We start from the raw sequence: 25,568 nt of genomic DNA on the forward strand, positions 1-25,568 counted from the left end.
AAAGCGAGATGTTACCCTAGCGCGACAACATCTCGTTCTTTTTCTTTTTCGGAAAAATAACGTAAGAGAGAGTAATAAGCGTATCTACACCGAAAACAATTCTCCACACTTTACTCACACGATTCGCAGTTTCATTTAAAAACAATTCTGCATCCCAACTAGATATGTGTTCAATAGGTACCAATCCATACAAAAAGAAAAATACAATGTGTACACCCGCAAATATAATAAAGTGAATCCCCCAATGCAACAACTCTTGCTTCGTATGTGCCCAGCCCGTTAATTCTACCGCTTCCTCTATCATTGGCAGTGCTTCTCCCCGCCACTTTGCAATCATTCGTTGCATACGTAAATCTAGCTTCCTTAAATCTTTCTTTCCGTAAAAAACAGCATACAATAAGATGATGACGATAATAATTTGAAATTGAGAAAACTTCCCTGTTTCATAATAATCAATGACACCTAACGTTAAAATAAATAATTCATTCAGCAATAATACAATCCCTGCAATGAAACTTGCTTTACGCAATTGAAAAGCATACCTTAACAGAAAGAAACTAATCGCTGCACTCCAAAACACAATTTCAGCGCCAATTAAAAATGCCCAGCGATACTCGGTTAATATATTCATTCTTTCTCCTCTCCCTCTATATACAGTTCAAAAGCCGCATCCATATATTGTAGAAGTTCTTCTTCAATCGGATACATATTCATCCTGTTCGACTGCTCTTTCGACTTACGTACTTCCCACAATTTATCTAAAAATGATTCATCACCGTTTGCCATCTCCCTGCATTTCTCTAAAATGATTCCAGTAATTCCTTGTACTTCAGCATCACTTGGTGCTTTTTTCTTTTGCATGAGCTGACGCATTCGCTTCAGCAAAATAATCCACTCTTGTACTTCTTCATTTTGCTCACTCATGTTTGGTAAATTTTTAAGCAGGTGTTCTTCTTCCTTTGAAAATACTTGTTGCTGAAATAGCTGACGCATACGCGGCGACTGCTGCGAAAGCTGCATAAGCTCAAACATAATATCCCAATTAAGCTCGCCTTCCAGCTCGGTAGAATACAAAACAGCTTTCAGCATTTTCTCCATACGCGAAAATGCCTTCTGCTCTTCTCTTACGAACAACAATTGCTTTTGCAAAACATCTTTGAAATTTACACGCTCTGTTTCTAACATATTCGTAATTTCTTTTAAGGCGAATCCCATTTCTTTTAAAAACAAAATCTGCTGTAATTTCAGTACATCACGTTCACTATATAACCGGTGTCCGCCTTCCGTCTTTCCGCTCGGCTCTAACAAACCGATCTGATCATAATACCGAAGTGTCCTTACTGTAACACTTGTTTCCTTCGTTAATTTCTGAATAGAAATCATTTCCATCACCCTCTCACTTTCATTATAAAAGATGACGTAACGTTAGTTTCAAGAGGTTTTATAAAAATAAAGAGCCGTTTACATCTAAGTTCATGTAAACAGCTCTTATCGAAATCATTCTTATTCATCGTCTTCCAGGTTTTTAAGCTTTCGTTTCTCCCATGCACAAATCGAGAAAAAGATCGCACTACCAGTCACCATAATTGGGAACTCCCAGCCTGTTTTCCCTTTTGTTATCATGTCGTAAAATGTCCAAATTAAAAGGCATGTAGCGTAAAACATAAAGGTGTATCTAGAGGCTTTCCCTGTTATGTGCCATTCGTATTCATCGACCCGTCTTTTCATGATTCATTTCTCCCTCAAAGTCATTATTCATCCTCTTAGAAGCTATTAAATTAATTGCATACATTACTTTTTCAACATATAAGTCGCTACACTCGATCTCTACTTTACGCTCGTTTTCCAAATGCCGTTGCAACAATAAAACTCCCAACCATCAAGGCGCAGCAGATCAGAAACATTTCTTGTATTGGTAACGTTTCTCTGCCGACCGCGTTACTTATACAAATGTAGAAAATGAGAATAATAAATGACATCATAAAAGAAATATTTAAGTATCTCTTTATATTATCCTGTACCCGTTCATCGATCTCAGGAATTTCTTCACGTTCAAACTTTTTCTTTTTGGAATAAGTGTATAAAATCAGAAATACCATTGCTAAAACATTACTCAATAATACCGGTATCTTCGGTATAGAAGAATCCATCATAAATATTAGAATATCTCCTATAATTAATCCTAAAAAAGCCCCTATGTATAACGATTTATAACTTCCCATCACCATTCCCCCCCTATTCCAACGTAAAAATCTCCTCCACACTCATCTTAAAATATTTGGCAATCTTGAGCGACAACTCCAAACTCGGATTGTAATGATGATTTTCAATCGCAACAATTGTTTGACGCGTCACTTGCATTGCTTTTGCCATCTCAACTTGCGTAATATGATTTTGTTTTCTTAATTCTTTAATTCTGTTTTGTACACCCATAGAATCCACCTTCAAAAAGTAAAGATATCTTTACTTTTATTATAAATATTTTCCAACACAAGTAAAGATATCTTTACAAAATTTCCAATAAAAAAGGACTTGCTCAGCAAGCCCTCTACACAAAATGCAACACATACACAAGCGTATACCCAAGAACAGAAAGCAATACCGATCCAATTAGTCCTGCAACAAATGCCTTCGTTCCTAGTTTACGAAAAGTCTTAAATTCTACATTTAAGCCAAGCCCAGCCATCGCCATAGCCATAAGCATGTAGGCAACAACCACAATATCGCTCGCAATTTTTTCAGGCACAATTCCTAACGAATGAAACGCACTCACTGCTAAGAAACCAAAAATAAACCATGGAATCGGAATGTCACGCCAAGATTTTTTTTGCCCCGCTTCTTCTCCGCGCTGAAACCATATGCCAATTAAAAGTGCCACAGGTACAAGAAAGGCAACGCGCGTTAACTTCATAATTACCGCAATATCAACCGACTGACTTCCACCAGGTGCTGCCGCTGCAATTACATGAGCAATTTCATGCAATGTCGCCCCTGAAAAAACCCCATATCCATACGGTGACAAATGAAGCACAGGATACAGCAGTGTATATGCTAATGTAAAAATAGTTCCTAAAATCGCAACGATTGCTGCGCTAACTGCAACTTCTTCGTCCTTTGCTTTTACTTGCGGTCCAATCGCAATAACAGCTGCCGCCCCGCAAATCGCTGTTCCGCATGCTGTTAAAATGCCAAGCTTCTTCTCTACTTTACAAAAACGTGTTAATGCATACACAACAGTAAGCGCAAATGTAATGACAATCGCAGCCATGACCAATACCTTTGGGCCAGCCTTCGCAATATCAACTAAATTTAATCGCATACCGAGTAATATAATTCCTAGACGCAGTAGTTTTTTACTTGCAAAATTCGTTCCTGCAATTGCTTGATTCGGTACACCAATTGCCGCTCTCCATATCATTCCGATGAGAATGGCGATTACCAATTGGCCCATAATACTTAAAAACGGAAGCTGCGCCAAGTATTTTGCAACAATAGCAATAAGTAACGTAATCCCAATACCCTGCGCGAATCCGAAACGCTTCTCCTTTTGTAACGCTATCATTTGATTCACTTTGTACCACTCCAATAACTATCTTGTAACATGCATGTTCGTTCTACTTTCATTATAAGAGCATTTCAATCATAAGTTTAATACCAATATACTATCTCAATCATCAAAAATACTTATGATAAAATGTAACTACTCAGTCACTCTATGAAAAAAAGGCAGAAAAGCATTATTTTGAATGGTCGAGAGGGATTGGCTATGTATAGGAGCGGTCAGAACCTTTTCCTGCCACGCGCAAAGTTTTAGAACAAAGAAAGGCAGCAAGGTATAGGTCCATTTTTACCCCGCATTAACGAGCAGTAAGACCCCCACCTCAGAGAAGCTAAGAAGATAGGTGGGGGACAACTGCCCGTAAAAGCCCGATTGGTTCAACTAGCCATCAGTGAGAAAAGCGTCACTGATGGAAGTTTCACTTTATCTTCATAGCAACAATCTATATGCTGAAAGATGAACATAACTTTCTATAGGGAATAAGGGGCGTATTTTCACTGGAATCATACCCCTTACCAAATTGCTAAATAAAATGTATGGCTGAGTAGTTACGATAGAATTTTAAAGAACGAAAGGAATGAGTCTCATAAACACCGACATTTTAAAAATTTTTGTAACAGTCGTAGAGCAAAAACATTTTTCTAGAGCTGCTGAAATGTTGAACCTTTCCCAGCCAGGTGTAAGCATGCACATTCGCAATTTAGAAAACGAATTTGGCACAACGCTCATTCAGCGCTCACCAAAACATGTCCAAGTCACAGAAGCGGGAAACATTTTATACATACATGCAAAACAAATGCTTACACTGTATGAAGAAGCAAAACAAGAAATTAATGAACTTCATAATATCGTTACGGGGACACTGCGCATTGGCGCTAGTTTTACAATTGGAGAATATCTTCTTCCTAAAATATTAGCAAACTATGCAAAGGAACATCCACGCGTTGAAGTTCATACCTTTATCTCGAATACAGAAGAGGTATTACAGGGGGTTCGCTCGAATCAACTAGATATTGGCTTAGTAGAAGGGCAAGTCATCTACACAGATGTAGACGTAGAACCATTTATGGAGGATGAAATGAAGCTTGTCGTTCCGCCAAATCATCCTCTGACAATAACAAGTCCCATTCAAACAAACATGCTGCAAGATCAAGTATGGGTGCTCCGCGAAACCGGTTCAGGAACGAGAGCTTACAGCGACCGCTTTATTCACGACCATCATTTAAAAATGAAGCGTTACTTCACATTTAGCAGCATTCAAAGTGTAAAAGAAGCCGTTGCTGCCGGACTCGGCATTGCCATTTTATCAGACTGGACAGTGCGTAAGGAACTTCAAGCTGGTGAAGTATGTCACATACCTGTGCCAAACGAAAAGCTCATGCGCCCGTTCTCCATTGTACGGGGAAAATATTTTATTCCTTCTAACGCGATTCAAGTATTTTTAGATCATGTGCAAAGCTTTGCGAATCAACAACGTTGACCTTTACACTAATGTGAAGGTTTAAAATGAGGAATGAAGGAGTGATAGATTTGCGCATTGGAGAATTATCGAAACGCACAGGCGTAAGCGAACGGTCACTACGGCATTACGAGGAAAAAGGCTTACTGACTTCAAAACGACTTGCAAATAGCTATCGTGATTTTGATGAAACGGCGATTGAACAAGTAAAGCTTATTCAAATGTATTTACAGCTTGGACTAAATTTAGAAGAAACCGCTAGAATGCTGCGCTGTTTAGAAATAGAGCCGCACTTATACGATAACCCGTGCAGCAGTATCATCACACTTTACGAAGATAAGCTTGCGGAAGTAAAAAAGCAGATTTCGTTACTTTCTCATATCGAAACGAATTTACAAAAACACATTACATTGTTAAAGGAAAGGAATTGATATACGATGTTCGTTTTACACGGCAGTTCACGTCCAAATGGGAATACAGAACAATTAACACATATGCTGTTAGAAGGCGTCCAAACTGAAGAAGTATATTTACGCAATCATACCATCAAACCCATTACAGATCAGCGCCACGATGCGGAGGGCTTTCAACCAATTGATGATGATTACGAAAGCATCATTAAAAGAATGCTTGAGCATGATACCATTGTCTTTGCAACGCCGCTTTATTGGTACGGTATGAGCGGATATATGAAAAACTTTGTAGATCGCTGGTCGCAAAGCTTACGAGATGCATCCCTTCATTTCAAAGAACGTATGAAAGATAAGAAAATATATGTTGTCATTGTCGGCGGCGACAATCCAAAGTTAAAAGCACTTCCGCTCATTGCACAGTTTCAGTACATTTTTGACTTTGTCGATGCTTCTTTTGAAGGTTATATAATTGGATCTGCCAATGCACCAGGAGAGATTGTGAATGACAAAGAAGCAACCGAAAAGGCAAAACTATATAATCAAATTTTTAAGAAAAATTAACAGAATGATTTGACAAACAAACATCCAAATGCATACAATAAAGGTGAAATTATGAAAGGAAGGTACATCGGCCAATGAAGTTCTAATTCTCGTCTTATTCATCCATCACAAATAGTGAAACAAAACGATGAAAACTAGAAGAGGATTAGTATGCCCTTTTGTCGATAACTTTCTTTTGACAGGAACATGTAAAAATACGTGTACATTTTTTTGTGCATCTCTTTTTACATACTACGGGTGAAATCTGTCCTCTCTAGTGAAACTAGGGAGGTTTTTTTATGACTATTTTAACAGCACGAAACATTGAAAAAAGCTTTGGTGACCGCACTTTATTTACGTTACAAGCACTTGATATCCATGTACACGACCGCATTGGAATCGTCGGTGTAAACGGCGCCGGGAAATCAACGCTATTACAAATATTAAGTAAGGAAATAGAACCTGACGAAGGAACGATTACTCATTACGGTTCAATCGCCACCATTCCGCAGTTCCATGAGGAGACATTGGAAACAGCCTCTTCTCTTGCAAAAGGACAATGGGGCATTTCTCACATTACAACAAATATGAGCGGCGGCGAACGCGGGCGTTTAAAAATTGCTCATGCTCTTGAACAAGAAGCAACTATCTTATTTGCTGATGAACCAACCAGTCATCTTGATATGCATGGCACAGAACAACTAGAACAGTCATTACAATCTTATAAAGGAGCGATTATTTTAATTTCTCATGACCGCGCCTTATTGGACGCCATTTGTACAAAGATGATCGAAATTGAAGATGGTACCGTTCGAGAATATAAAGGAAATTACACAAACTACCGGGAGCAAAAGAAGCAACAAAGGCAGCACCAGCAAGCGGAATATGAAAAATATACGAAAGAAAAACAGCGCTTAGAAACGGCAATCGCCAGCAGACAACAGCGGGCTTCTGGTATGACAAAAATCCGATCAAGCTTTAGTTCTTCTGAATCTAGACTATATAAAATGGGAGCAGCTTATAGCCAAGGCAATGTTGAAAAAGCCGCAAAAGCACTCGAAACAAGATTAGAGCAATTAGAAAAGAAAGAAAAACCAAAAGAAATTGTGCATACAAAGTTTGATGTACAATATCATGCACCCATTCATAGTAAAACGGCCCTGCAATTGAATAAAGTTACGAAAAAAATTAGTAGCCGCACGCTCTTTCACAATATAAACGGAAGTATAACTCCAGGTGCAAAGCTTGCGATTCTCGGAAAAAATGGAAGCGGAAAAACAACGCTATTTCATATGATTCAAACAAAGGAACGTGGAATTCAGCTTTCAAAAAGCTGTAAAATTGGTTACTTCGAACAAACATTAGCCATATTGCAAAACGACAAAACCATTCTACAAAACGTAATGGAAGAAACGCGTTATAACGAAGCTTTCGTCCGAACAATTCTCGCGCGCCTTCTATTTCGAAGAGACGATGTTTATAAACGAGTAAACGTATTAAGCGGCGGCGAACGTGTAAAGGTCGCACTAGCAAAAATCTTCTTAGGAGACTACAATTTGCTTCTTCTTGATGAACCGACAAACTATTTAGACCTTGCTACGCAAGAAGAACTAGAGCACATGCTGAAAGATTATCCTGGTACTGTGTTGTTCATTAGTCACGACCGTACATTTGTTCATAAAATTGCTGACCACATTTTACACCTAGATGAAAACGAACCGCGAATCTTTCAAGGCAATTACGAGCAGTATACGAAACGAACTGAACAATCTTCTATCAATCCAACAGAGCAGGAACTATTGCGTCTCCAAACAAAACTAACAGAAGTAATTGGACGCATTTCGATGCCAGGGCGTCACGATGATGTTGTTCTCCTTGAAAATGAATACGAGCAATTGCTGCGTCAAATTCAAGAATGCAAAAGATCTGCCCTCTGATATATCGACTGTTCTTTGCAATATATCGGCGCTTCGACACTAAGAAAGATCCTTCGACAACATTAGACTTGCTGAACACACTAAAGAGGGCTGACCCAGATCAGCCCCGTTTTTTTCGATTAAAATTTATTCCACGTTAACACATCATCAAGTGGAAGGCGAACTTTGTCAAACCCAGCTTGCACTGCTTTCCCTACACAAATTAACATGACAGGTTCAAGATTTTCTGGAACATGAAAAGCTTCTACAAATTTCTGCGGATGAAAACCGCCAATTGGTACAGTATCAAAACCTTTTGCTTTTGCCGCTAACATAAGTTGCATCGCTACTAAACCACCATCAATCATTGCCACACGAGTAGCTTGTTCATTAGAGAATTTCCCATAGTTTTCAACAATTGAATTGACATAGAAATTCTTCGTTTCTTCTGTCATTCTTCCTTTTTTCACTACTTCTCCGTAAATTTTCTCAGCATTTTTATAGGCCTGTTTATCTCCTAAAACAGCAATGACAATAGAAGCATCGACAATTTGTTTTTGATTGTTTGCAATTGGTAATAATTCTTCTTTCGCTGCTTCATCTTGCACAACAAGAAATCTCCATGATTGTAAGTTTGACGATGACGGAGCTAAAGTTGCGAGCTCTAAAATTTCACGAATGTCTTTTTCATCCATTTTAAAGTGAGGATCGTAATGACGTATAGATTGGCGCTCCTTAGCAATTGTGAAAAAATCTGTATCTGTAATCTCTTTCGGCTCTTCCGTATGAATATTAAGTTCATGTATTTTATTTAAATACTCTTCTGCTGCAGATTTTTTTGCTGACATGGTTTTTCTCCCCTTTAACTGTTCTGAATTTAAGAACAGTATATTCCTCTAACTGTTCCTTTGTCAAGAACAGTTAAATATAAAGTGAAACTTCCATCAGTGACGCTGTCCTCACTGATGAAAGTTTCACTTTATTTATTCTTTAGGAAGTAAATCAGCTAGCTTTTTCTTTGCCAGCCCCTCTACAAGCCATCTTTCCATTTCATCTCGTAATTCATATAACGCTGAACATGTCGAAGGAGAAAAACACTCTTTTCCATCTACATCAAGAAATCCTTTTGAATACGGATCTGCTCTTATCGCATCATAAACTTCTACTAATGTAATTTCATTTGCTGCTCTAGCTAAATAATAACCGCCATCTCGTCCTTCTTTCGCTACAATTAGTTCTGCTTTAACTAAATGAGTAAGGATTTTTCTTAAAAAAAGTGGCTTTGTTCCTAACTTTTCAGCCATAATTGCACTAGGACAAATACCATCATAATCCGCTAGTACCAATAAAGATTGCACAGCAAGTCCGAACCATTTCGTACTTGAAACCTTCTCTTTCATTCGTTCTCACCTCTCTATTAGTCTAAACGATTTCGCTAAAAAGACAACTTAAAGTCCATATGAAAAGAACCCCTTCTCCTAGTTGAGAAAGGGTTCACAAAATCATTCTCTTATCGAACTTTAACTTGCACAATGCTTTCCGTTAATATAATACGCTGACTCTGTGAAAACCGTAAACACAACCTCTACTTCAGGAAGTCCAAAGTCCATTAGATATGTAGTAATAGCCTTGGCAAATCGATCACGAATTTCCTGTCCACGCTCGAACCATTTCACTTCAATAAGAGGAAATGCCTCTATTTCTTCTCCATTGTATACAAATGTAGAACTTGGTAGCTCCAACGTAAAATTATCCGTACCACACTCACAAATCTCTGCGAGCTCTTCTACTAATGGTTTACTTATATCCTTTAATTGTTCAGTAGTAATTCCACGAAACACAACATGCGGCATGTGAATCCCTCCGTTAGATGGCTTTATTCTATGTTTGTCCACATCATAGCATAATTTATTTTGCTGCACCAGAATGTATAAAGACATTTCAATGACATTTTCAAGAAGCAGAATATGTTATATTTTTACGAAATTTTCATTCGTTAATACAACTTCTTTAAATTAAGCAATGCTATTCCATACATAGAGAATCCGAAAAATGCTCCTCCACAACTCCATATAATAATATTAAATGAAGAAACAGATATCTCTCCTGACCTTAAATAAGGAAAAATATAAGACATGAGGATAAACATCGTCCCTCCCCAAAACATACCTGCTTTTAAACTGTCTATTTTTAGTTTTTTCTTTTTTTCTAAATATTCCTCTTTTGTTGCACATTCCGTATCATTTAAATTTTTCTTTTTTATATTCCGCATTAAATAAGTTGCGTAAATCATATTCACTACGAAAACAATTATAGTTCCTATAGATAGGGTGTTGTGAATCGTATCAACTACCAACATGATAACCATCACTAACATATTCAAATACCATAGCAGTACTCCTGCCACAGCTAATTCTTTATTTATTTCTTGTTTTTGGTATTCGTCTCTCTCGCTCATCGCTCCTATGAAATTTAAATATAATTTTTCTTTCCACTTGTTTTTCATCACTTAACTCTCCTCCCAAAATAAAGTATTTAAATCCGTGTTTAATGCTTTCGCTAATTCAATACATAAGGCTAAAGAGGGATTATATTTATTGTTCTCAATTAAATTTATTGTTTGTCTAGCAACGTTGACTTTTTTAGCTAGTTCCAACTGAGAAAGCCCTTCCTGCTTTCGATATTTTCGAACATTATTCAAATACATACCTCCTTTATATTTTTGTCATTTATATGTGACATTTTATAGTGAAATGCAGAAAATGTCAATTATATATGACATAATAAGACCTACAAAAAATAAGCATGAAAAAGTTTTATTTCATGCTTACTAAAGATAAACCATATAATCTCTCTCGCTATTTCCTCACTGCTGAAAGTTTCACTTTACTTTCTAAACTTTTGATTCTTATAGCGATAATATCGTAAGGATACTTACAGTTAAATTCCATACAATATGCAAAATCATACTTGGTAAAATAGATTGCGTCTTTTTATATAAAATAGCAAGTACCATTCCCATAATCATTGCTGTAATTGGAAAACCGCCATGTAAAAGGCCAAATACAACTGATGAAACAATCAGGCCGACTAGAAAATGATATTTTTTCTCTAGAAATCTATATAAAATACCCCTGTACATAATTTCTTCTTTAACTGGTGTAATAACAGCCACACTTAAAATATATATAACACTTTGTACTACATTTTTAAGTGCTTCTACTCCTAATTGACTCCGTTGCTGCTCCGCACTTTCTACACCTAATAATCCCAACATTACATATTGTGTTAACCCCATAACTATAAACCCAAGTACTATATATATGTATGTTTTTCCTGTTTTTAAAGCTGATACATTCCAGATATCTGCAATAAAATAGCGTGCTGGTTTATATAAAAATAAAACAAGCATAACAACAACTGCATCTACTAATAGCAAATAATAACCCTGAAAAATATTATGCACTGCTTTTTCTCCGTAAACCCCAGTAGCTAAAGCAAGAAGCATTCCCACCATAAATGAAGTGCCAAAAATACTTACAATTATTATCAATAAGTCTTTATATGTTAAATTAAGTTTGCTCCTTTCTTTATTACTCATATTTAATACTGCTTCATTCATACTGTTCCCCCCATATTTCCTTTTTCATAAATTCATATTTAAATATTATATCGTAATAAAAAAAGGTGCGAATACACAATTTTGCATATTACTAGAAAATAATAAAAAATAGCACACAAAAACGCATCTAGCTTTAGATGCGTTTTTATATGCCATTCGTTTAACAACATCAGCTAACTTCCGTATCCCACTGATGTTCTTGTTCTACAAAAACAATTCCAAGTTCGTGATGCTCCCCTTCATAAATAGCATATTGTACAAGGCGAAGCTCACCGTTCGTATCAACAACTTCCATTTTACAAAAAGCACCTGTTGTTCTTGATTGCAGTGCATTGTAGAACTCGTCTGCAGTTGTTGGAACGATTCCGTTCACTTTCACAATGATTTCCCCTGGTTTCAAATCCAGTTCCTCTCCGGCTGTATCTGGAATTGTGCCTAGTACAACTAGACCATTATCGCGGGAAGAAAAGTATGCAGGGCGCCGTTCATCTTCCAAACGCTCTTGCACAGCAATTGTCAATCGTCCAAGCATTGCTACTCCCATAGCTACAATTGCTAATGTGTGCCACCAATAACTCGCTATCCCTAATAAAAGAACAACTGCAGCTAGTCCAAATACGCGGCGTCCTGTGAATAACAACGCTTCTTTTGGCTCAAAGCTTTTCACCGTTCTTGTAAATCCAACTAAGAACGGGATTAAGAATAAAGAAAACTTTTGTGATCCAACAGAGACAACTGGCCACCAAGATACAAACTGCGTTAAAGCATCACCTGGTATAAGAACAAATAACGGTACCAACCATAATCTGTTCGATTCATGCAATCCAATATTTAAACCGCGTTTTCCTTTTCGCAATTTCGGCGTCGAATAATTCACAGCATTCTTCGAAATAAGTAAACCTTCGACAACTAACATAAGCCCAAGTAAAATCGCTAATGATACAATGCTACTCTCTTCCCCTTCTTGAAGCTGTAAGAAAGGGAATGGAAGTTTTGAAGATAATACCGCTGCTACAATAGCAATCCCTAACGTATATGCAGGTGATAAGAATCTATACTGAGCAATGATAGCAAACGGTACCGTCCAAATCGCCATTATAAACAAACTTGCTTGTGATACAACAAGTCCTGCTCCGACTACAATCAATGATAAAATGAGTCCAAAACCAATTCCTGCAAATATAGATGTACGCATTTCATACCAAACATCATACACCTTAAAGGAAAAATCTTTCCGTTCCCGTAATACTCGTAAATATCCAACAAAAAAACTACTTATAAAGAAAACATACAAAGCAGGATGCACCAAAAGACGCAAGATTGCCTTCATAATTTCTAATAACCAACTTTCCACGAAACGATTCACCACCATTTATAAGATATTTCATTTTATCTTATCATAATTAATCAAACGTTTGTTTAATACCTAAAAAATATACAGAACATTATACTTATCACATCAAGATATAGAAAAACTGCCGGGTTCTTCCCGGCAGTTTTTCTTATTTCGCCATTAATTTCAGTGCTGCTTGAAGCTGCAGATCGTTTTCACCAGAACGAATTTTTTCAACAATTTTATTCTGGATTGTCTCTGCTGTCTTTTTATCAAGCTTACCCGTTGCATCCATACTGTTTGCATTTTGGAATGCTTTCACAGCTGCTTCTGTTTCTTTACTAAAGTAGCCATCTTCACGACCTGGTTCATATCCAAGACTCTTTAACATCTCTTGTGCATGCTTCACTTGCTCATCATTATCATTGTAAGACAACGCTTTTTCAATTTGCATTGGCGTTGCATGATAGTAATCAGGCTGCTTCACTTCAACCGTCGGCTCAATTCCTTTTTTATGAATCCAGTTGCCTTCTGGTGTTAACCATTTAAACATTGTCAATTTAATATTGCTGCCATCTGTAAACGGTACAGCTTGCTGAACAGTACCTTTCCCAAATGTTTTCTCACCAACAAGAGAATAGCCTTCTCCTTCTTTTAACGCTCCTGCTAAAATTTCAGAAGCAGAGGCGCTGCCTTTATCAACTAATACAGAGATTGGATACGGTTTTCTCTCTTTTAACGATGTGTAGAACTTTTGCTTCTCACCATTACGCTGCTCTACTTGAAGCATTGGCTTTTTGTCTGTCATAAGCACTTTTAAAATATCTTCAACACTTGTTAAATAACCGCCTGGATTTCCGCGCACATCAATGACAAGCCCTTGTATATTTTTCTTTTCAAGCTCTTTCAACTGATCTTTAAATTCTTTCGCTGTTTTTTCAGAGAATGATGTAATTTGTATATATCCAATATCCTTTCCATTCTCTTTCTTCACAGAACTAAATACAGTGAAAATCGGAATTTTATCACGCTTAATTTTAAATGTTAACGGATCCGTAACTCCTGAACGCTTCACTTCAAGCGTAACTGTTGTCCCTTTTTTTCCGCGAATTTTCATAACTGCTTCCTCGCGGGATAAGTCTTTCACACCATTTCCATCAACTGTTAAAATTTGATCGTTCGGTTTCAGACCTGCCTTTTCTGCCGGCGAATCTTTAATTGGTGACACAATAATTAATTTCTCATCCGTTTTATTGACTTCAGCACCGATTCCTTCTAGCTCCGGGTCAAGCGATTGCTCAAATTGCGTCGCTGTTTTCTTATCCATGTATGTAGAGTATGGATCTTTCAGTGTTGCAAGCATCCCTTGAATAGCTCCTTCAACTAGCTTGTCATCCTTCACTTCCTCAACATAACGTGAATCAATTAATGCATACGCTTCGCGAATTTTATCCAAATCCGCTTGTTTTACATTAGCATCTCTTCCTGTAATAGATTGCGCGGTGTAAGAGCTATTTCCAAACCAATACATCCCCGCAAACATTCCGCCAGCGCCAATGAAGAACGCTACAACCATTCCTATAATCGCAACTCTACGTTTCAATGCGGAATTCCCCTTTCCGAACACACAATGGTGTATGAAAAGGCATCACACACTGTGCGATGCCTTTAACTATTTCTACTATATGATAAGCTTGTACGAAATATGTTTGCAACTTTTTACACTTTATACTTTTAAGAAACGACGGATTGACATAACGCTTCCCCACATACCGATTAATGCACCGATTAGCATTAACAATGCAGATAGCTCGAAAACGAACGGGCTGTATGGAAGCAATTCGAAAATTGTTCCTGCAAATTGCTCATTAAACATAGATTGAAGCGAATTATACGAAGTCAAAATCATAATAATTGGAATGATTGAACCTAGTGCACCTAGGAATAACCCTTCTAATAAGAATGGCCAACGAATAAACCAGTTTGTTGCTCCAACAAGTTTCATAATTTCAATTTCAGTGCTTCGTGCATAGATTGTAATTTTAATTGTATTAGAGATTAAGAACATCGCTGTGAATAACAGACCAGCAATTAATATAATCCCTATATTACGGCCAGCTTTTACTGTATCAAATAATTTTTCTACTTCGCCTTGTCCGTATTGTACTTTATTTACAAATTGCATTTTTCCAATTTTCTTTGCAATACCAGCTGTATCAGTTGGTTCTTTCGCTTTTACAACATATACATCTTTTAACGGATTATCTTGTTCAAATAGCTCAAATGATTTTCCGCTATCACCTAAACTTTTAATCAATTTTTTTAGTTCTGTGTCTTTAGAAGAATATTTGACAGACTCGACTTTCGAAATCTTTGAAATATCTTCTTTTAATTTCTTTTGATCCTCTTTCTTAGCTGCTGGATCAATATGTACACGAATTTCTACGTCTTGTTCTACCTTCGTTGCAAAATGGTTCATGTTCATAATCGCTGTTAAAAAGACACCTACAAGCAATAATGTAACTGTTACTGCACTTACAGAAGCAAATGTCATCCATCCGTTACGGGATAAATTTTTGATACCTTCTCGTAAATGGCGACTAAGGGTTTTAGTCTTCATATCCGTATCCTCCCTCAATCTCGTCTCGAACAATTTTTCCATCTTCAATCGCAATTACACGATGACGAATTGTATTTACAATATCTGCATTATGCGTTGCCATAATAATTGTTGTACCGCGCTCATTAATGCGCTTAAAGATACTCATAATATCCATCGCTGTATCTATATCAAGGTTACCTGTTGGTTCATCGGCAATTACAACTTTCGGACGATTCACAATCGCTCTTGCAATTGCAATACGTTGTTGTTCCCCACCAGAAAGCTCACTTGGCACTGAATCAGCACGTTCTTCAAGACCTACAAGATTTAATACTTCCATAACACGCTCACGAATCACTTCGCGTTCTTCTTCGATTACTTCTAAAGCAAACGCAACATTCTCATATACAGTTGACTTCGGAAGTAACTTAAAATCTTGGAAAATTACGCCTAGCTGACGACGAAAATATGGTACGTCACGCTCTGCTAAAGTTTCAATTACTAAACCATTTACATTAATAGATCCTGTAGTCGGTTTTTCTTCACGATACATCATTTTAATAAATGTAGATTTCCCGGCTCCACTCGGTCCTACTACATATACGAATTCACCTTGCTTAATTTTTACTGTGAGTCCATTAACGGCTTTCATGCCATTTGGATACTCCTTATAAACATTCGTCATTGTTATCATTATTTATCACCCAATACTAATGATTTTTTCGACACTTTCTACTCTTGGTGTTTAGCTCTAGCTGCTAAAATCTTCGGTCGTTTCTACTTTTTTTCACTATTACATTATCTAAATATGTAAAAATTTTTCTCCAAAATTCTACAAGAAGGCACTACGACCTACATTGTACCATCATTCCGTTTTAAATTCGGATACAAGTTTGTTACATTTATGTTACACAGCGCAAAATATACATGTAACAAACAAATAAGACCTTCTGCCGACACACAAAAAGGTCTTATTTATTTGTATTCCATAAAACGATTCTGAACGAGTCGGTTCCGCTTTTCTTGTCCAGCCCCTGCGGCTAGAATCTCCGGTCGTTTCGCACCCTCGGACGAGGTGAAAAGCACCTCTCTTTCGGGGGGCTCCAACGTCCTGCGATTCTGAGCAAGCCGCTTCCGCTTTTCTTTCTTACTTCTTCTCAGCTAACCATTCTGCTACTTTTTTTGCATCTTCGCCTTGGATTAAACCAGCTGGCATAGCGCCGCGGCCTTTAGTGATGATTTTTTCAATATCTTCTTTCTCATACTTTCCGCCCACTTTTTGTAACGCTGGTCCAGTTAATCCTTGTAAGTCATTACCGTGGCAACCTGCACAGCTTTTTTGGAATATTTTCTCAGCACCATCAGCACTTGCTGCTTGGCCAGGGCTAGAAGGTTTACTTTCTTCTTTTTTTCCACATGCTCCTACTGTAAGGGCTAACGATGTGCCTAATACAATCATCAATAATTTCTTTTTCATCTATATCACTCCCCACTGTTAATTGATCCCTCAATAGCATTATAATGATTTCCCTGCAATTTCAAAACTTACCTTCATACCCAATATTATCCTAAATTATGATGGTCTCTTGCAAGCTTAAGGCTTTTCAGTAATTGTTTCAATTTCGTGAACAAGTGATAGGGTGCAAAAAAAAAATAAATGTTCCCGCTATAAATCCATTTTGATTTTCCAACATGTAAATCATTGCTATGCAGAACAAAACATGATCTGCACTCGTTTCCTCTCTTTGTTTTAAACCCTTGCACGTGGCAGGAAAAGGCCCTGACCGCTGCTATGCATGGCCAGATGCTCTCGCCCATTTAGAAAAGAAAGGTTTTTATGTCGTTTTTTCAATTTGTATTTATATAGTATAAAGAATCCAAAATGCACTCTATTTTTTGTTCTATCACATTCAGCATTTTATTATTTTCTACTTTTTACAAAGTAATATACAGCTTGTATGCTACAACTACACCCACCAAAAAGAGAAGTCGCCATACAACTTCTCTCCTCTTTCTGCCCCTCTATATAGAAGGTATACTTCGTATTTTCTCACGTATGCGCCAACGCCCTGTTGGCATTTTTTATTAATGGAAAATAATCCTGTTACGAAATACGGGAACGTAAATATGCATCAATAAATGCATCAATTTCTCCGTCCATAACTGCTTGAACATTACCAACCTCTGTATTTGTACGATGATCTTTTACAAGAGAGTATGGATGGAATACATATGAACGAATTTGACTTCCCCAGCCAATTTCTTTTTGCTCACCGCGAATTTCATCAAGCTCTGCTTGTTGTTCTTCTAATTTTTGTTGGTACAGTTTCGCTTTCAACATTTTCATTGCATGCTCACGGTTTTTAATTTGGGAACGCTCAGATTGACATGTTACCACAACATTTGTTGGAATATGTGTAATACGAACAGCTGAGTCAGTCGTATTAATATGCTGTCCACCCGCACCACTTGCACGGTACGTATCTATTTTTAAATCCTCTGTACGTATTTCAATTTCAATATCATCGTTAAACTCTGGTACCACTTCACAAGATACGAAAGATGTATGACGACGGCCAGATGAATCGAATGGTGAAATACGCACAAGACGGTGTACGCCTTTTTCTGCTTTTAAATAACCGTAAGCATTATGCCCTTTAATTAATAACGTAACACTTTTAATCCCAGCTTCATCACCAGGAAGATAATCTAACGTTTCTACTTTAAAACCGCGTTTTTCCGCCCAGCGTGTATACATACGAAGCAGCATAGAACCCCAATCCTGTGATTCTGTTCCACCTGCACCTGGATGCAACTCTAAAATAGCATTATTCTTGTCATGTTCTTCATTTAGTAATAATTGAAGTTCGTATTCGTTCATATCTGCAGATAAAGTTTTCACTTCAGCTTCAAGCTCTGCATGCAATTCTTCATCGTATTCTTCTTTTACAAGTTCATGTGTTACTTCTAGATTTTCAAACGTTTCGTTAAGTGTGTTAAACTTACCAACCATATCTTTTAAAGCATTCGCTTCATTAATGACTGTTTGCGCACTCTTTTGGTCATCCCAAAAGCTTACCCCCATCATAATTTCTTCTAGTTCTGCGATTCGCTTTTCTTTTCCAGCGAGGTCAAAGAGACCCCCTAAACGCCGCTAATCTCTTAGCCATTTTCTCTAGTTCTTGTCTAATTTCTACCAATTCCATTTTTGTCACCTCTATGTAATTACTTCATTTATCCCATATGAAAGAGCGGTAAGCTCTTCACTACTTTATCCTAGCAACAAGGCAAACTCTCTCTGCTTTTGCGAGAGAGAGTTCATCTCTTGTTATTATATGAATGTTTATTAAAATTTTCCATTCATGAGAAAAAAATTCTGAACGAGCCGCTTCCGCTTTTCTTTATTGTCCAGCTCCTGCGGCTAGAATGGTCGGTGGCTTCGCGCCTTCCTCCGAGGCATAATACGCCTCTCTGTCAGGAGCTCCATCCCCCTCCCATTCTAAACGAGCCGCCTCCGCTTTTCTATATTATTTCCCGATTCCACAGCAGTTTTTGTATTTTTTCCCGCTGCCGCATGTGCATAAGTCGTTGCGGCCTGTTTGGTCACCTTTTACGACTGGTTTCTTTTTTGCAGAGTCATCGTCATCTTGTGGATGAACTGCTTCTCCTTGCGCTACTTCTTGACGTTCTAAGTTTTGTTCAATTTCCGCCTTCATGATGTAACGAGAAATTTCTTCTTCAATAGAAGCAATCATCGCTTCAAACATCGCAAAGCCTTCCATTTGATATTCGCGAAGTGGATCAATTTGACCATACGCACGTAAATGAATACCCTCACGTAAGTGATCCATTGCATCGATGTGATCCATCCATTTCGTATCTACAACGCGGAATACAACTACTTTTTCAAATTCACGTATTTGTGCTTCTGGCATTTGCGCTTCCTTCTCGTCGTAGCGTTCTTTCACTTTCGCAAAGATGCTATCGATCATTTCTTCTGGCGCTAAGCGGCGTAGTTCTTCTTCTTTCACATCACTGTCTTGTAAAAGAGCTGTATTTAAGTACTCAACAAGACCAGCAATGTTCCACTCTTCTTCTAATTCCTCTTGCGTATGAAGAGCTACCGCGCGCTCTACTGTAGAATGCATCATTCCTTCAATAATACCGCGTAGATTCTCTGATTCCATTACATCTTGACGCTGCTTGTAAATAACTTCACGCTGCTGACGAAGTACATCGTCGTATTGAAGAAGCTGCTTACGTGCATCGTAGTTATTACCTTCTACTCGTTTTTGTGCAGATTCAACAGCGCGAGATACCATTTTACTTTCGATTGGCTGTGAATCATCCATACCTAAACGATCCATCATCGCTTTCATATTATCAGCACCAAAACGACGCATCAGTTCATCCTCCATTGATAGATAGAACTGCGTCACACCTGGATCCCCTTGACGTCCAGAACGACCGCGCAACTGATTATCGATGCGTCGGCTTTCATGACGCTCTGTACCGATAACGGCTAAACCGCCGATTTCACGTACGCCTTCTGCAAGTTTAATATCCGTACCACGTCCCGCCATGTTTGTCGCGATTGTCACCGAACCTTGATAACCTGCTTCAGCAACAATTTCTGCCTCGCGCGCATGGTTTTTCGCGTTTAAGACATTATGGCGTACGCCTTTTCTCGTTAACATCTTCGAAATCAACTCAGATGTTTCAATTGCTACTGTACCAACAAGAACAGGTTGTCCTTTTTTATGACGTTCAACAATATCGTTTACAACGGCATTAAATTTCCCTTCCATCGTTTTAAAAATTAAATCGGCACGGTCATCACGAATAACCGGCTTATTCGTCGGAATAACAAGAACCTGCATATTATAGATGTTACGGAATTCTTCCTCTTCTGTTTTCGCTGTACCTGTCATTCCAGAAAGCTTCTCATACATACGGAAGTAGTTTTGGAATGTAATCGTTGCAAGCGTCATACTTTCATTTTGAATTTCTACGCCTTCTTTTGCCTCAATTGCTTGATGCAATCCTTCACTGTAGCGGCGACCTTTCATAAGACGACCTGTAAATTGGTCAACAATTACGATTTCGCCTTCTTGTACAACATAATCTGTATCACGATGCATTACGACATGAGCACGAAGCGCTTGATTAATATGGTGAAGAAGCGCGACATGTTTTAAATCAAATAAGTTTTCAATGTGGAACGCTTTTTCTGCTTTGTTGATTCCTTCTTCTGTCAACATAACGTTTTTCGTTTTCACATCAAATGCATATTCTTTTTCATTTGTTAACGTACGCACAAATGCATTCGCAAATATATATAGTTCTGCTGATTTTTGCGCTTGTCCAGAAATGATAAGCGGTGTACGTGCTTCATCAACTAAAATGGAGTCTACCTCATCGATGATGGCAAAGTGCAGTGGACGCTGTACACGCTGTTCTTTATAAAGCACCATGTTATCACGTAAGTAGTCGAATCCAAGTTCATTATTCGTGCTGTACGTAATATCAGCAGCATACGCAACTTGTTTCTCCTCTCGTGACATATGATTTAAATTGATACCAACTGTTAAACCAAGGAACTCATGTAATTGTCCCATTTCACCTGCGTCACGCTGCGCTAAATATTCATTGACTGTAACAACGTGAACACCTTTTCCTGTAAGAGCATTTAAATATACTGGTAAAGTAGAAGTTAACGTTTTACCTTCCCCTGTCTTCATCTCAGAGATATTTCCTTCATGCAGGGCAATACCACCCATTAACTGAACAGGATATGGACGCAGACCAAGTACACGTGTTGCCGCTTCACGCACAACAGCAAAAGCTTCTGGCAACAAATCATCTACTGTTTCACCTTTTGTTATTCGCTCTTTAAACTCTACTGTTTTTCCTTTTAACTGTTCATCTGTCAGTGGTGACATTTGATCTGCCAATGCTTCTATTTTATCCACGGTTTTTTGCATACGTTTTACTTGACGTTCATTTGTATCAAACACCTTTTTTAAAATACCGATCATGAGAATACGCTCCTCTTTTATTAAAATAAAACTCCCATCAGTGTCTGTTTCCTTTTCACTGATTGGTCGCTAATAACACTCAATTTCATTTTTGTATGAAAAACAGAATTCTTTCGCCTACTAAAAAAGTGTAAACCTACTGACAATTGTAACACTTGTTTTATGTGTATGACAACAATCGGCCAAATGCATATATGCATCTATAGGAAAATAAAACAGCGTTCTGCTCACATTCATATACAACCTAAAAAAACGCAGCCATGACAGCTGCGTTTTCCTTTATATTATTATTTAGTTTCGATCAAACCATATTTTCCATCTTTACGGCCATATACAACATTTGTTTCATTTGTTTCTGAATTTGTAAAGACGAAGAAGTTATGACCTAACATATCCATTTGTAAAATCGCTTCTTCTACATCCATTGGTTTTAAGTCAAATCGTTTTGTACGGACAAGCTCTAATTCATCTTCAGCAACCTCTTCTTGCACAGCTGATTGATCTGGAAGAATCAACATTGCTTTTACAGAGCCTTTTTCACGTAACTTACGGTTTACTTTTGTTTTATGTTTACGAATTTGTCTTTCCAGTTTATCTACTACTAAATCAATAGCAGCGTACATATCGCCATTTGTTTCTTCAGCGCGAAGTAATAAATCTGGAAACGGGATTGTTACTTCCACCCTTTGCTTGTCAGAGTATACTTTTAAGTTTACCTTAATTTCTGGAAAAGTATCAAAATAGCGTTCTAATTTACTTAACTTTTTCTCTACATATTCCTTTAATGCTGGAGTTACTTCAATATTTTCACCGCGAATGTTGAATTTCATAGATGAACTCCTCCTTTCAAGCCTATGTATAAGATTTTCGACAAAGGTATCAAAAATCCTTCCTACATTTTAAAAATTTTTGATAAAATCGATATTTTTTATCGATTTTTGTAGAAAAGAAAATGTATTATCTTTCCTACCCTTATTTTATCCTATTCACATTATATTTACTGTATGTATGTGTGAAGAATCGGTTACAAAAATGCTACAACTTTTTGACAACGTTTTCTTTATGATAAAACCTCCGCTAGCTATGCAACGGAGGTTCTCTTATGTGAAACGCTGGTCTTTAGAGCGTACCATGTTTCTCAGATAAAATGATTATAACTTTACAACATTTGCCGCTTGTGGACCACGCGCGCCTTCTACAATTTCAAATTCTACTTTTTGTCCTTCTTCTAGCGATTTATATCCATCGTGCTGAATCGCAGAAAAATGAACAAAAACATCATCTCCTCCATCGCGCTCGATAAACCCAAAACCTTTTTCTGCATTAAACCATTTTACTTTTCCTTGCATGATCGTTCCATTCCCTTCAATCTTAAAATAAGGGCATCTACCCTGTACTTTGACTATAACGAATAAGAAAGCGGAAAGTCAAAGAAGACTTATCGTCTTTTTATTGTACCTTTCGACATATTTTATCCCGTATTAACGGGCAGTAATACTCCCGCCTCAAAATTCAGCGGAAGCATTGTCCAGCTTCAGTGGCTAGAATATTCGGTGGCTTCGCTTCTTCCTAAGAGGTAAAAAACACCTCTACGTCAGAAGCTCCATCCCCCCTCACATTCTGAACGAGCCACTTCCGCTTTTCTTAAGAAGTTAGGCGGGAGATAAACTGCCCGTAAAAACCCGATTGGTGAGGGCTAATAATCAGTGGGGGATGAAGAAAACCCCCACTGATTAAAGTTTCACTTTATTTCTCAATATACACCGAACGCACAATCGTCCGAGTATATGCTTTTCCTTCTTTATTCTTCCCTTTAATATCGATCGTTACGTTATACACACCTGATTTTTCAACATTTGGCAACTTCCCAGTGAATGTGGCTGCATCTTCTTTTTGCAGTGTATTAGACTTCGAAACTAACTTCCCATTCCGATCTACAACGTGTACATCAAAGGATACGTTTTCTTGCTTTACGGAACGCTTTTGAGATTTCGTTAACTTAAATTCTGCTTTGTTTTGTTTGACTTTACCTGGCATTTCTAACGTAAAAGGTGCAGTTTGTTTATAATTAGCGAGCATCAAGTACGCATCACTTTTTTCCTTTGACATCATTTTCAAGTGCCACTCCCCTTCTTCCATTTGATCTATTTGGAATGTTCGGATGGTCGCTCCGTGAAAATAAGCATATTCTTCTCCACTTGTTGCTTTGCTATTTTGATTTGTGTACATCTTACCAGATGGAGCAATAAGTTGTATTTGCACATTTGGATTTGCAGTCAATACAGAAATACTTCCATCTGTTACAGTATCCACCGCAAAGGTTCGTTCCACCCAGCTATTTGATGGGAGCTCCCCTCCAAATACCGTTTGATTAGCATTAACGGCCAGATTCCCCTGTGATTCTTCCAATATATTTTCGGGTACCATAGAGGGAGATGGTGAAGTGCTACGTAAATAAGGCTCAATCCGCGAAAATACAGCTGATCCCTTTCGAATGCTATCATGATCGAGACTAGAATCTGTGAATAGATGTTTTCCATAAGGAAGCTTCGTACTCCATTCGTTAACTAATCCATCATTAGCACCATACCAGGAGAGGTAAAATCCACCCACAGACAATGCAGAGAAGGCTGGTCCCCAGCTTGTGCCCGCCACTGTATAATAACGATTCAATTTAGCGTTTGGATTACTATCCGTTATATTACGGAACTGCGCCATTTCCCCAGTCTGCAAAGAGTACGTACCAGCATCCTGTTGCCCTAACAAAGAAGCAAGCCAACCTGCCCACCAGCTATAGGCTAAGTCTGCTAAGTTAGATCCATAATGCGGGGAAGCAAGCGTCACTACATTATCAACAAAACGGCTGGCACCGTAATGAACAAGTGCTGCTTGTGTGTCTGGCCCACCTTTACTGTGCGCGACAATATTAACCTTCTTCCCAAAATGATTATAGATTTGCTCTAGCATAGAAGCGAGCAAACGCCCATTATCCCACTCACTTGCTGAACCTTTTCCAGCCGCATCATACAACTGAACAAAAACAGTTTGATACCCTGCATTGTAAGCATAGCTATACATATCGTTCATACCGTGATAGACTGTTTCGCCATACCAGTTCTTAGCATTTCCATTCTTACCTTGAACGAATACGATAGGTGGTTTATTTGAACTATTCTCAGGAGCTGCCCCTAAAAACCAATCTCCTGGAGTAAACGATTCTGATGGCGGAAAAATCCCCCCAGATATTTGCACAGAACTAGCGAAAGTAGATGAAATAGGAAAAGAGCAAGAAACAAAAATAAAAACAGTTAATAATGCAAAAAAACGTTTGAACTTATGTAACATAACAGACCCCCTTATTGAATTTTAAATTACACCCTCCATACAATTATGTTATGCTGAGGTTTATCCAATCATTTGTAGTTAATTAAATAATAGACAAATAATAAAAAAGATAGAATTTTCAGTCTTATTAACATTTCATTTCACCAAGCAAAAATCCAATCGTGTCAGTACGTAATTCGAGTAGATAAATACTATGATGATATAAAATTTCAAAAAACATATTGTCATATTCTTAAATCTATAATATACTAAACTCATATAATTCTTAATATTCAGAAAATAATAGAGGAGGAATTATTATGGCGATCGCAATTGCAGTGTTATCATTTTTAGGTGGATTAATTCCGTTAATCACAACTCTTTTAAAAGCATTCATGTAAGCTTCTCGCACTTATATTGAACTACCCCCACCTACCGTTGCACGCTTGAGGTAGGGGTCTTCTCGCCAGATATAATAAATCATCGTACAAACGATCTGTCTATCAAAGGTGAATTGATGTGCAGATCATTTGTGTGAGTCTAAATATAGCAAAAAATGTTTTCGTATACATATTGAAAAACGAAGCATGTAATAAGTGATATTACGATGTGGATTAAAAGACTTTTATATAAGATGAAAAAAAGTTTTTTGAATGAATAAAAACATAGTAAATCGTTTGGTTTTCCTAATTCACATAATTTTCAAAATTATATTCTCTAAATGTTAATATTTGTTATATAATAAACTTGTCAAATAATCAC

26 protein-coding genes are annotated in these 25,568 nt (G+C 37.6%); 4 read left to right on the plus strand and 22 right to left on the minus strand.

Features of this window, described 5'->3' with window-relative positions; genetic code table 11:
* Positions 1-16: 16 nt before the first annotated feature.
* The 6 genes from MR076_RS00870 to MR076_RS00895 form a co-directional block, all read right to left on the minus strand.
* On the minus strand, positions 17-631 hold the full coding sequence (locus MR076_RS00870; RefSeq protein WP_242216725.1) for a hypothetical protein: 615 nt from the start codon (positions 629-631) through the stop codon (positions 17-19).
* A complete protein-coding gene (locus MR076_RS00875) occupies positions 628-1,389 on the minus strand; it encodes a MerR family transcriptional regulator (RefSeq protein WP_242216726.1) in 762 nt (253 codons plus the stop codon). Before MR076_RS00875 ends, MR076_RS00870 begins: the two co-directional genes overlap by 4 nt.
* 114 nt (positions 1,390-1,503) lie before the next feature.
* Positions 1,504-1,728 (minus strand): hypothetical protein, encoded by a 225-nt coding sequence (locus tag MR076_RS00880; RefSeq protein ID WP_242216727.1) that lies wholly within the window; start codon positions 1,726-1,728, stop codon positions 1,504-1,506.
* A gap of 104 nt (positions 1,729-1,832) precedes the next feature.
* Positions 1,833-2,222, minus strand: a complete 390-nt coding sequence (locus MR076_RS00885) for a hypothetical protein (RefSeq protein WP_242216728.1) — start codon at positions 2,220-2,222, stop codon at positions 1,833-1,835.
* A 13-nt stretch (positions 2,223-2,235) separates the two neighbouring features.
* Entirely contained in the window at positions 2,236-2,433 is a 198-nt protein-coding gene (locus tag MR076_RS00890) for a helix-turn-helix transcriptional regulator (protein ID WP_098918890.1), read from the minus strand.
* Positions 2,434-2,548: 115 nt separating this feature from the next.
* A complete protein-coding gene (locus MR076_RS00895) occupies positions 2,549-3,562 on the minus strand; it encodes a YeiH family protein (protein WP_277928303.1) in 1,014 nt (337 codons plus the stop codon).
* A gap of 583 nt (positions 3,563-4,145) precedes the next feature.
* Here MR076_RS00895 and MR076_RS00900 point away from each other — a divergent pair.
* From MR076_RS00900 to abc-f, 4 genes are all read left to right on the plus strand, one after another.
* On the plus strand, positions 4,146-5,039 hold the full coding sequence (locus MR076_RS00900) for a LysR family transcriptional regulator (protein ID WP_242217007.1): 894 nt from the start codon (positions 4,146-4,148) through the stop codon (positions 5,037-5,039).
* 50 nt (positions 5,040-5,089) lie between these two features.
* Positions 5,090-5,449: a MerR family transcriptional regulator gene (locus MR076_RS00905; protein WP_242217008.1), complete on the plus strand. Its 360-nt coding sequence runs from the start codon at positions 5,090-5,092 to the stop codon at positions 5,447-5,449.
* A 6-nt stretch (positions 5,450-5,455) separates the two neighbouring features.
* Entirely contained in the window at positions 5,456-5,992 is a 537-nt protein-coding gene (locus tag MR076_RS00910) for a flavodoxin family protein (RefSeq protein WP_242216732.1), read from the plus strand.
* A gap of 278 nt (positions 5,993-6,270) precedes the next feature.
* Positions 6,271-7,908 (plus strand): ribosomal protection-like ABC-F family protein, encoded by a 1,638-nt coding sequence (gene abc-f / locus MR076_RS00915; RefSeq protein ID WP_242216734.1) that lies wholly within the window; start codon positions 6,271-6,273, stop codon positions 7,906-7,908.
* A gap of 119 nt (positions 7,909-8,027) precedes the next feature.
* Here the strand turns inward: abc-f and MR076_RS00920 are convergent, their stop codons facing one another.
* From MR076_RS00920 to MR076_RS00995, 16 genes are all read right to left on the minus strand, one after another.
* Positions 8,028-8,735, minus strand: coding sequence for a nitroreductase family protein (locus tag MR076_RS00920; protein WP_242216737.1), 708 nt, complete (start codon positions 8,733-8,735; stop codon positions 8,028-8,030).
* A gap of 135 nt (positions 8,736-8,870) precedes the next feature.
* Positions 8,871-9,287 carry an RrF2 family transcriptional regulator gene (locus MR076_RS00925; protein ID WP_242216739.1) on the minus strand — a complete coding sequence of 139 codons (417 nt, stop codon included), beginning with the start codon at positions 9,285-9,287 and terminating at the stop codon, positions 8,871-8,873.
* 120 nt (positions 9,288-9,407) lie between these two features.
* Positions 9,408-9,740 carry a DUF1904 family protein gene (locus tag MR076_RS00930; RefSeq protein WP_242216741.1) on the minus strand — a complete coding sequence of 111 codons (333 nt, stop codon included), beginning with the start codon at positions 9,738-9,740 and terminating at the stop codon, positions 9,408-9,410.
* Positions 9,741-9,883: 143 nt separating this feature from the next.
* Positions 9,884-10,396, minus strand: coding sequence for a DUF3278 domain-containing protein (locus MR076_RS00935; protein ID WP_242216742.1), 513 nt, complete (start codon positions 10,394-10,396; stop codon positions 9,884-9,886).
* Entirely contained in the window at positions 10,397-10,588 is a 192-nt protein-coding gene (locus MR076_RS00940; RefSeq protein ID WP_090915898.1) for a helix-turn-helix transcriptional regulator, read from the minus strand.
* A gap of 207 nt (positions 10,589-10,795) precedes the next feature.
* Entirely contained in the window at positions 10,796-11,509 is a 714-nt protein-coding gene (locus MR076_RS00945) for a CPBP family intramembrane glutamic endopeptidase (RefSeq protein ID WP_242216743.1), read from the minus strand.
* Between the two features lie 169 nt (positions 11,510-11,678).
* Positions 11,679-12,881 (minus strand): PDZ domain-containing protein, encoded by a 1,203-nt coding sequence (locus MR076_RS00950; RefSeq protein ID WP_242216744.1) that lies wholly within the window; start codon positions 12,879-12,881, stop codon positions 11,679-11,681.
* A 130-nt stretch (positions 12,882-13,011) separates the two neighbouring features.
* Positions 13,012-14,445: a S41 family peptidase gene (locus tag MR076_RS00955; RefSeq protein WP_242216745.1), complete on the minus strand. Its 1,434-nt coding sequence runs from the start codon at positions 14,443-14,445 to the stop codon at positions 13,012-13,014.
* Positions 14,446-14,568: 123 nt separating this feature from the next.
* The gene (gene ftsX, locus MR076_RS00960) at positions 14,569-15,462 is read right to left on the minus strand and encodes a permease-like cell division protein FtsX (protein ID WP_242216746.1); all 894 of its coding nucleotides are present in this window, start codon (positions 15,460-15,462) and stop codon (positions 14,569-14,571) included.
* Positions 15,452-16,138 (minus strand): cell division ATP-binding protein FtsE, encoded by a 687-nt coding sequence (ftsE, locus tag MR076_RS00965; RefSeq protein WP_277928275.1) that lies wholly within the window; start codon positions 16,136-16,138, stop codon positions 15,452-15,454. Before ftsE ends, ftsX begins: the two co-directional genes overlap by 11 nt.
* A gap of 453 nt (positions 16,139-16,591) precedes the next feature.
* Positions 16,592-16,921 carry a cytochrome c551 gene (cccB, locus tag MR076_RS00970; RefSeq protein WP_242216747.1) on the minus strand — a complete coding sequence of 110 codons (330 nt, stop codon included), beginning with the start codon at positions 16,919-16,921 and terminating at the stop codon, positions 16,592-16,594.
* Between the two features lie 627 nt (positions 16,922-17,548).
* Positions 17,549-18,650 (minus strand): peptide chain release factor 2 gene (gene prfB / locus MR076_RS00975; RefSeq protein WP_242216748.1). Its coding sequence is split into 2 segments (ribosomal slippage): positions 17,549-18,577 and positions 18,579-18,650, totalling 1,101 coding nucleotides; the frame shifts between segments, so codons are not numbered across the junction.
* 321 nt (positions 18,651-18,971) lie between these two features.
* A complete protein-coding gene (gene secA, locus MR076_RS00980; RefSeq protein WP_242216750.1) occupies positions 18,972-21,482 on the minus strand; it encodes a preprotein translocase subunit SecA in 2,511 nt (836 codons plus the stop codon).
* A gap of 287 nt (positions 21,483-21,769) precedes the next feature.
* Complete coding sequence (gene hpf / locus MR076_RS00985; RefSeq protein WP_020062841.1) at positions 21,770-22,312, minus strand: ribosome hibernation-promoting factor, HPF/YfiA family; 543 nt, start codon at positions 22,310-22,312, stop codon at positions 21,770-21,772.
* A gap of 321 nt (positions 22,313-22,633) precedes the next feature.
* Positions 22,634-22,834: a cold-shock protein CspD gene (gene cspD, locus MR076_RS00990; protein WP_242217010.1), complete on the minus strand. Its 201-nt coding sequence runs from the start codon at positions 22,832-22,834 to the stop codon at positions 22,634-22,636.
* Between the two features lie 394 nt (positions 22,835-23,228).
* Positions 23,229-24,827, minus strand: coding sequence for a lipase family alpha/beta hydrolase (locus MR076_RS00995; protein ID WP_242216751.1), 1,599 nt, complete (start codon positions 24,825-24,827; stop codon positions 23,229-23,231).
* Between the last annotated feature and the right edge of the window lie 741 nt (positions 24,828-25,568).

The sequence above is a fragment of the Bacillus cereus group sp. BfR-BA-01380 genome (assembly GCF_022663535.1).
GTDB lineage: Bacteria > Bacillota > Bacilli > Bacillales > Bacillaceae_G > Bacillus_A > Bacillus_A cereus_BB.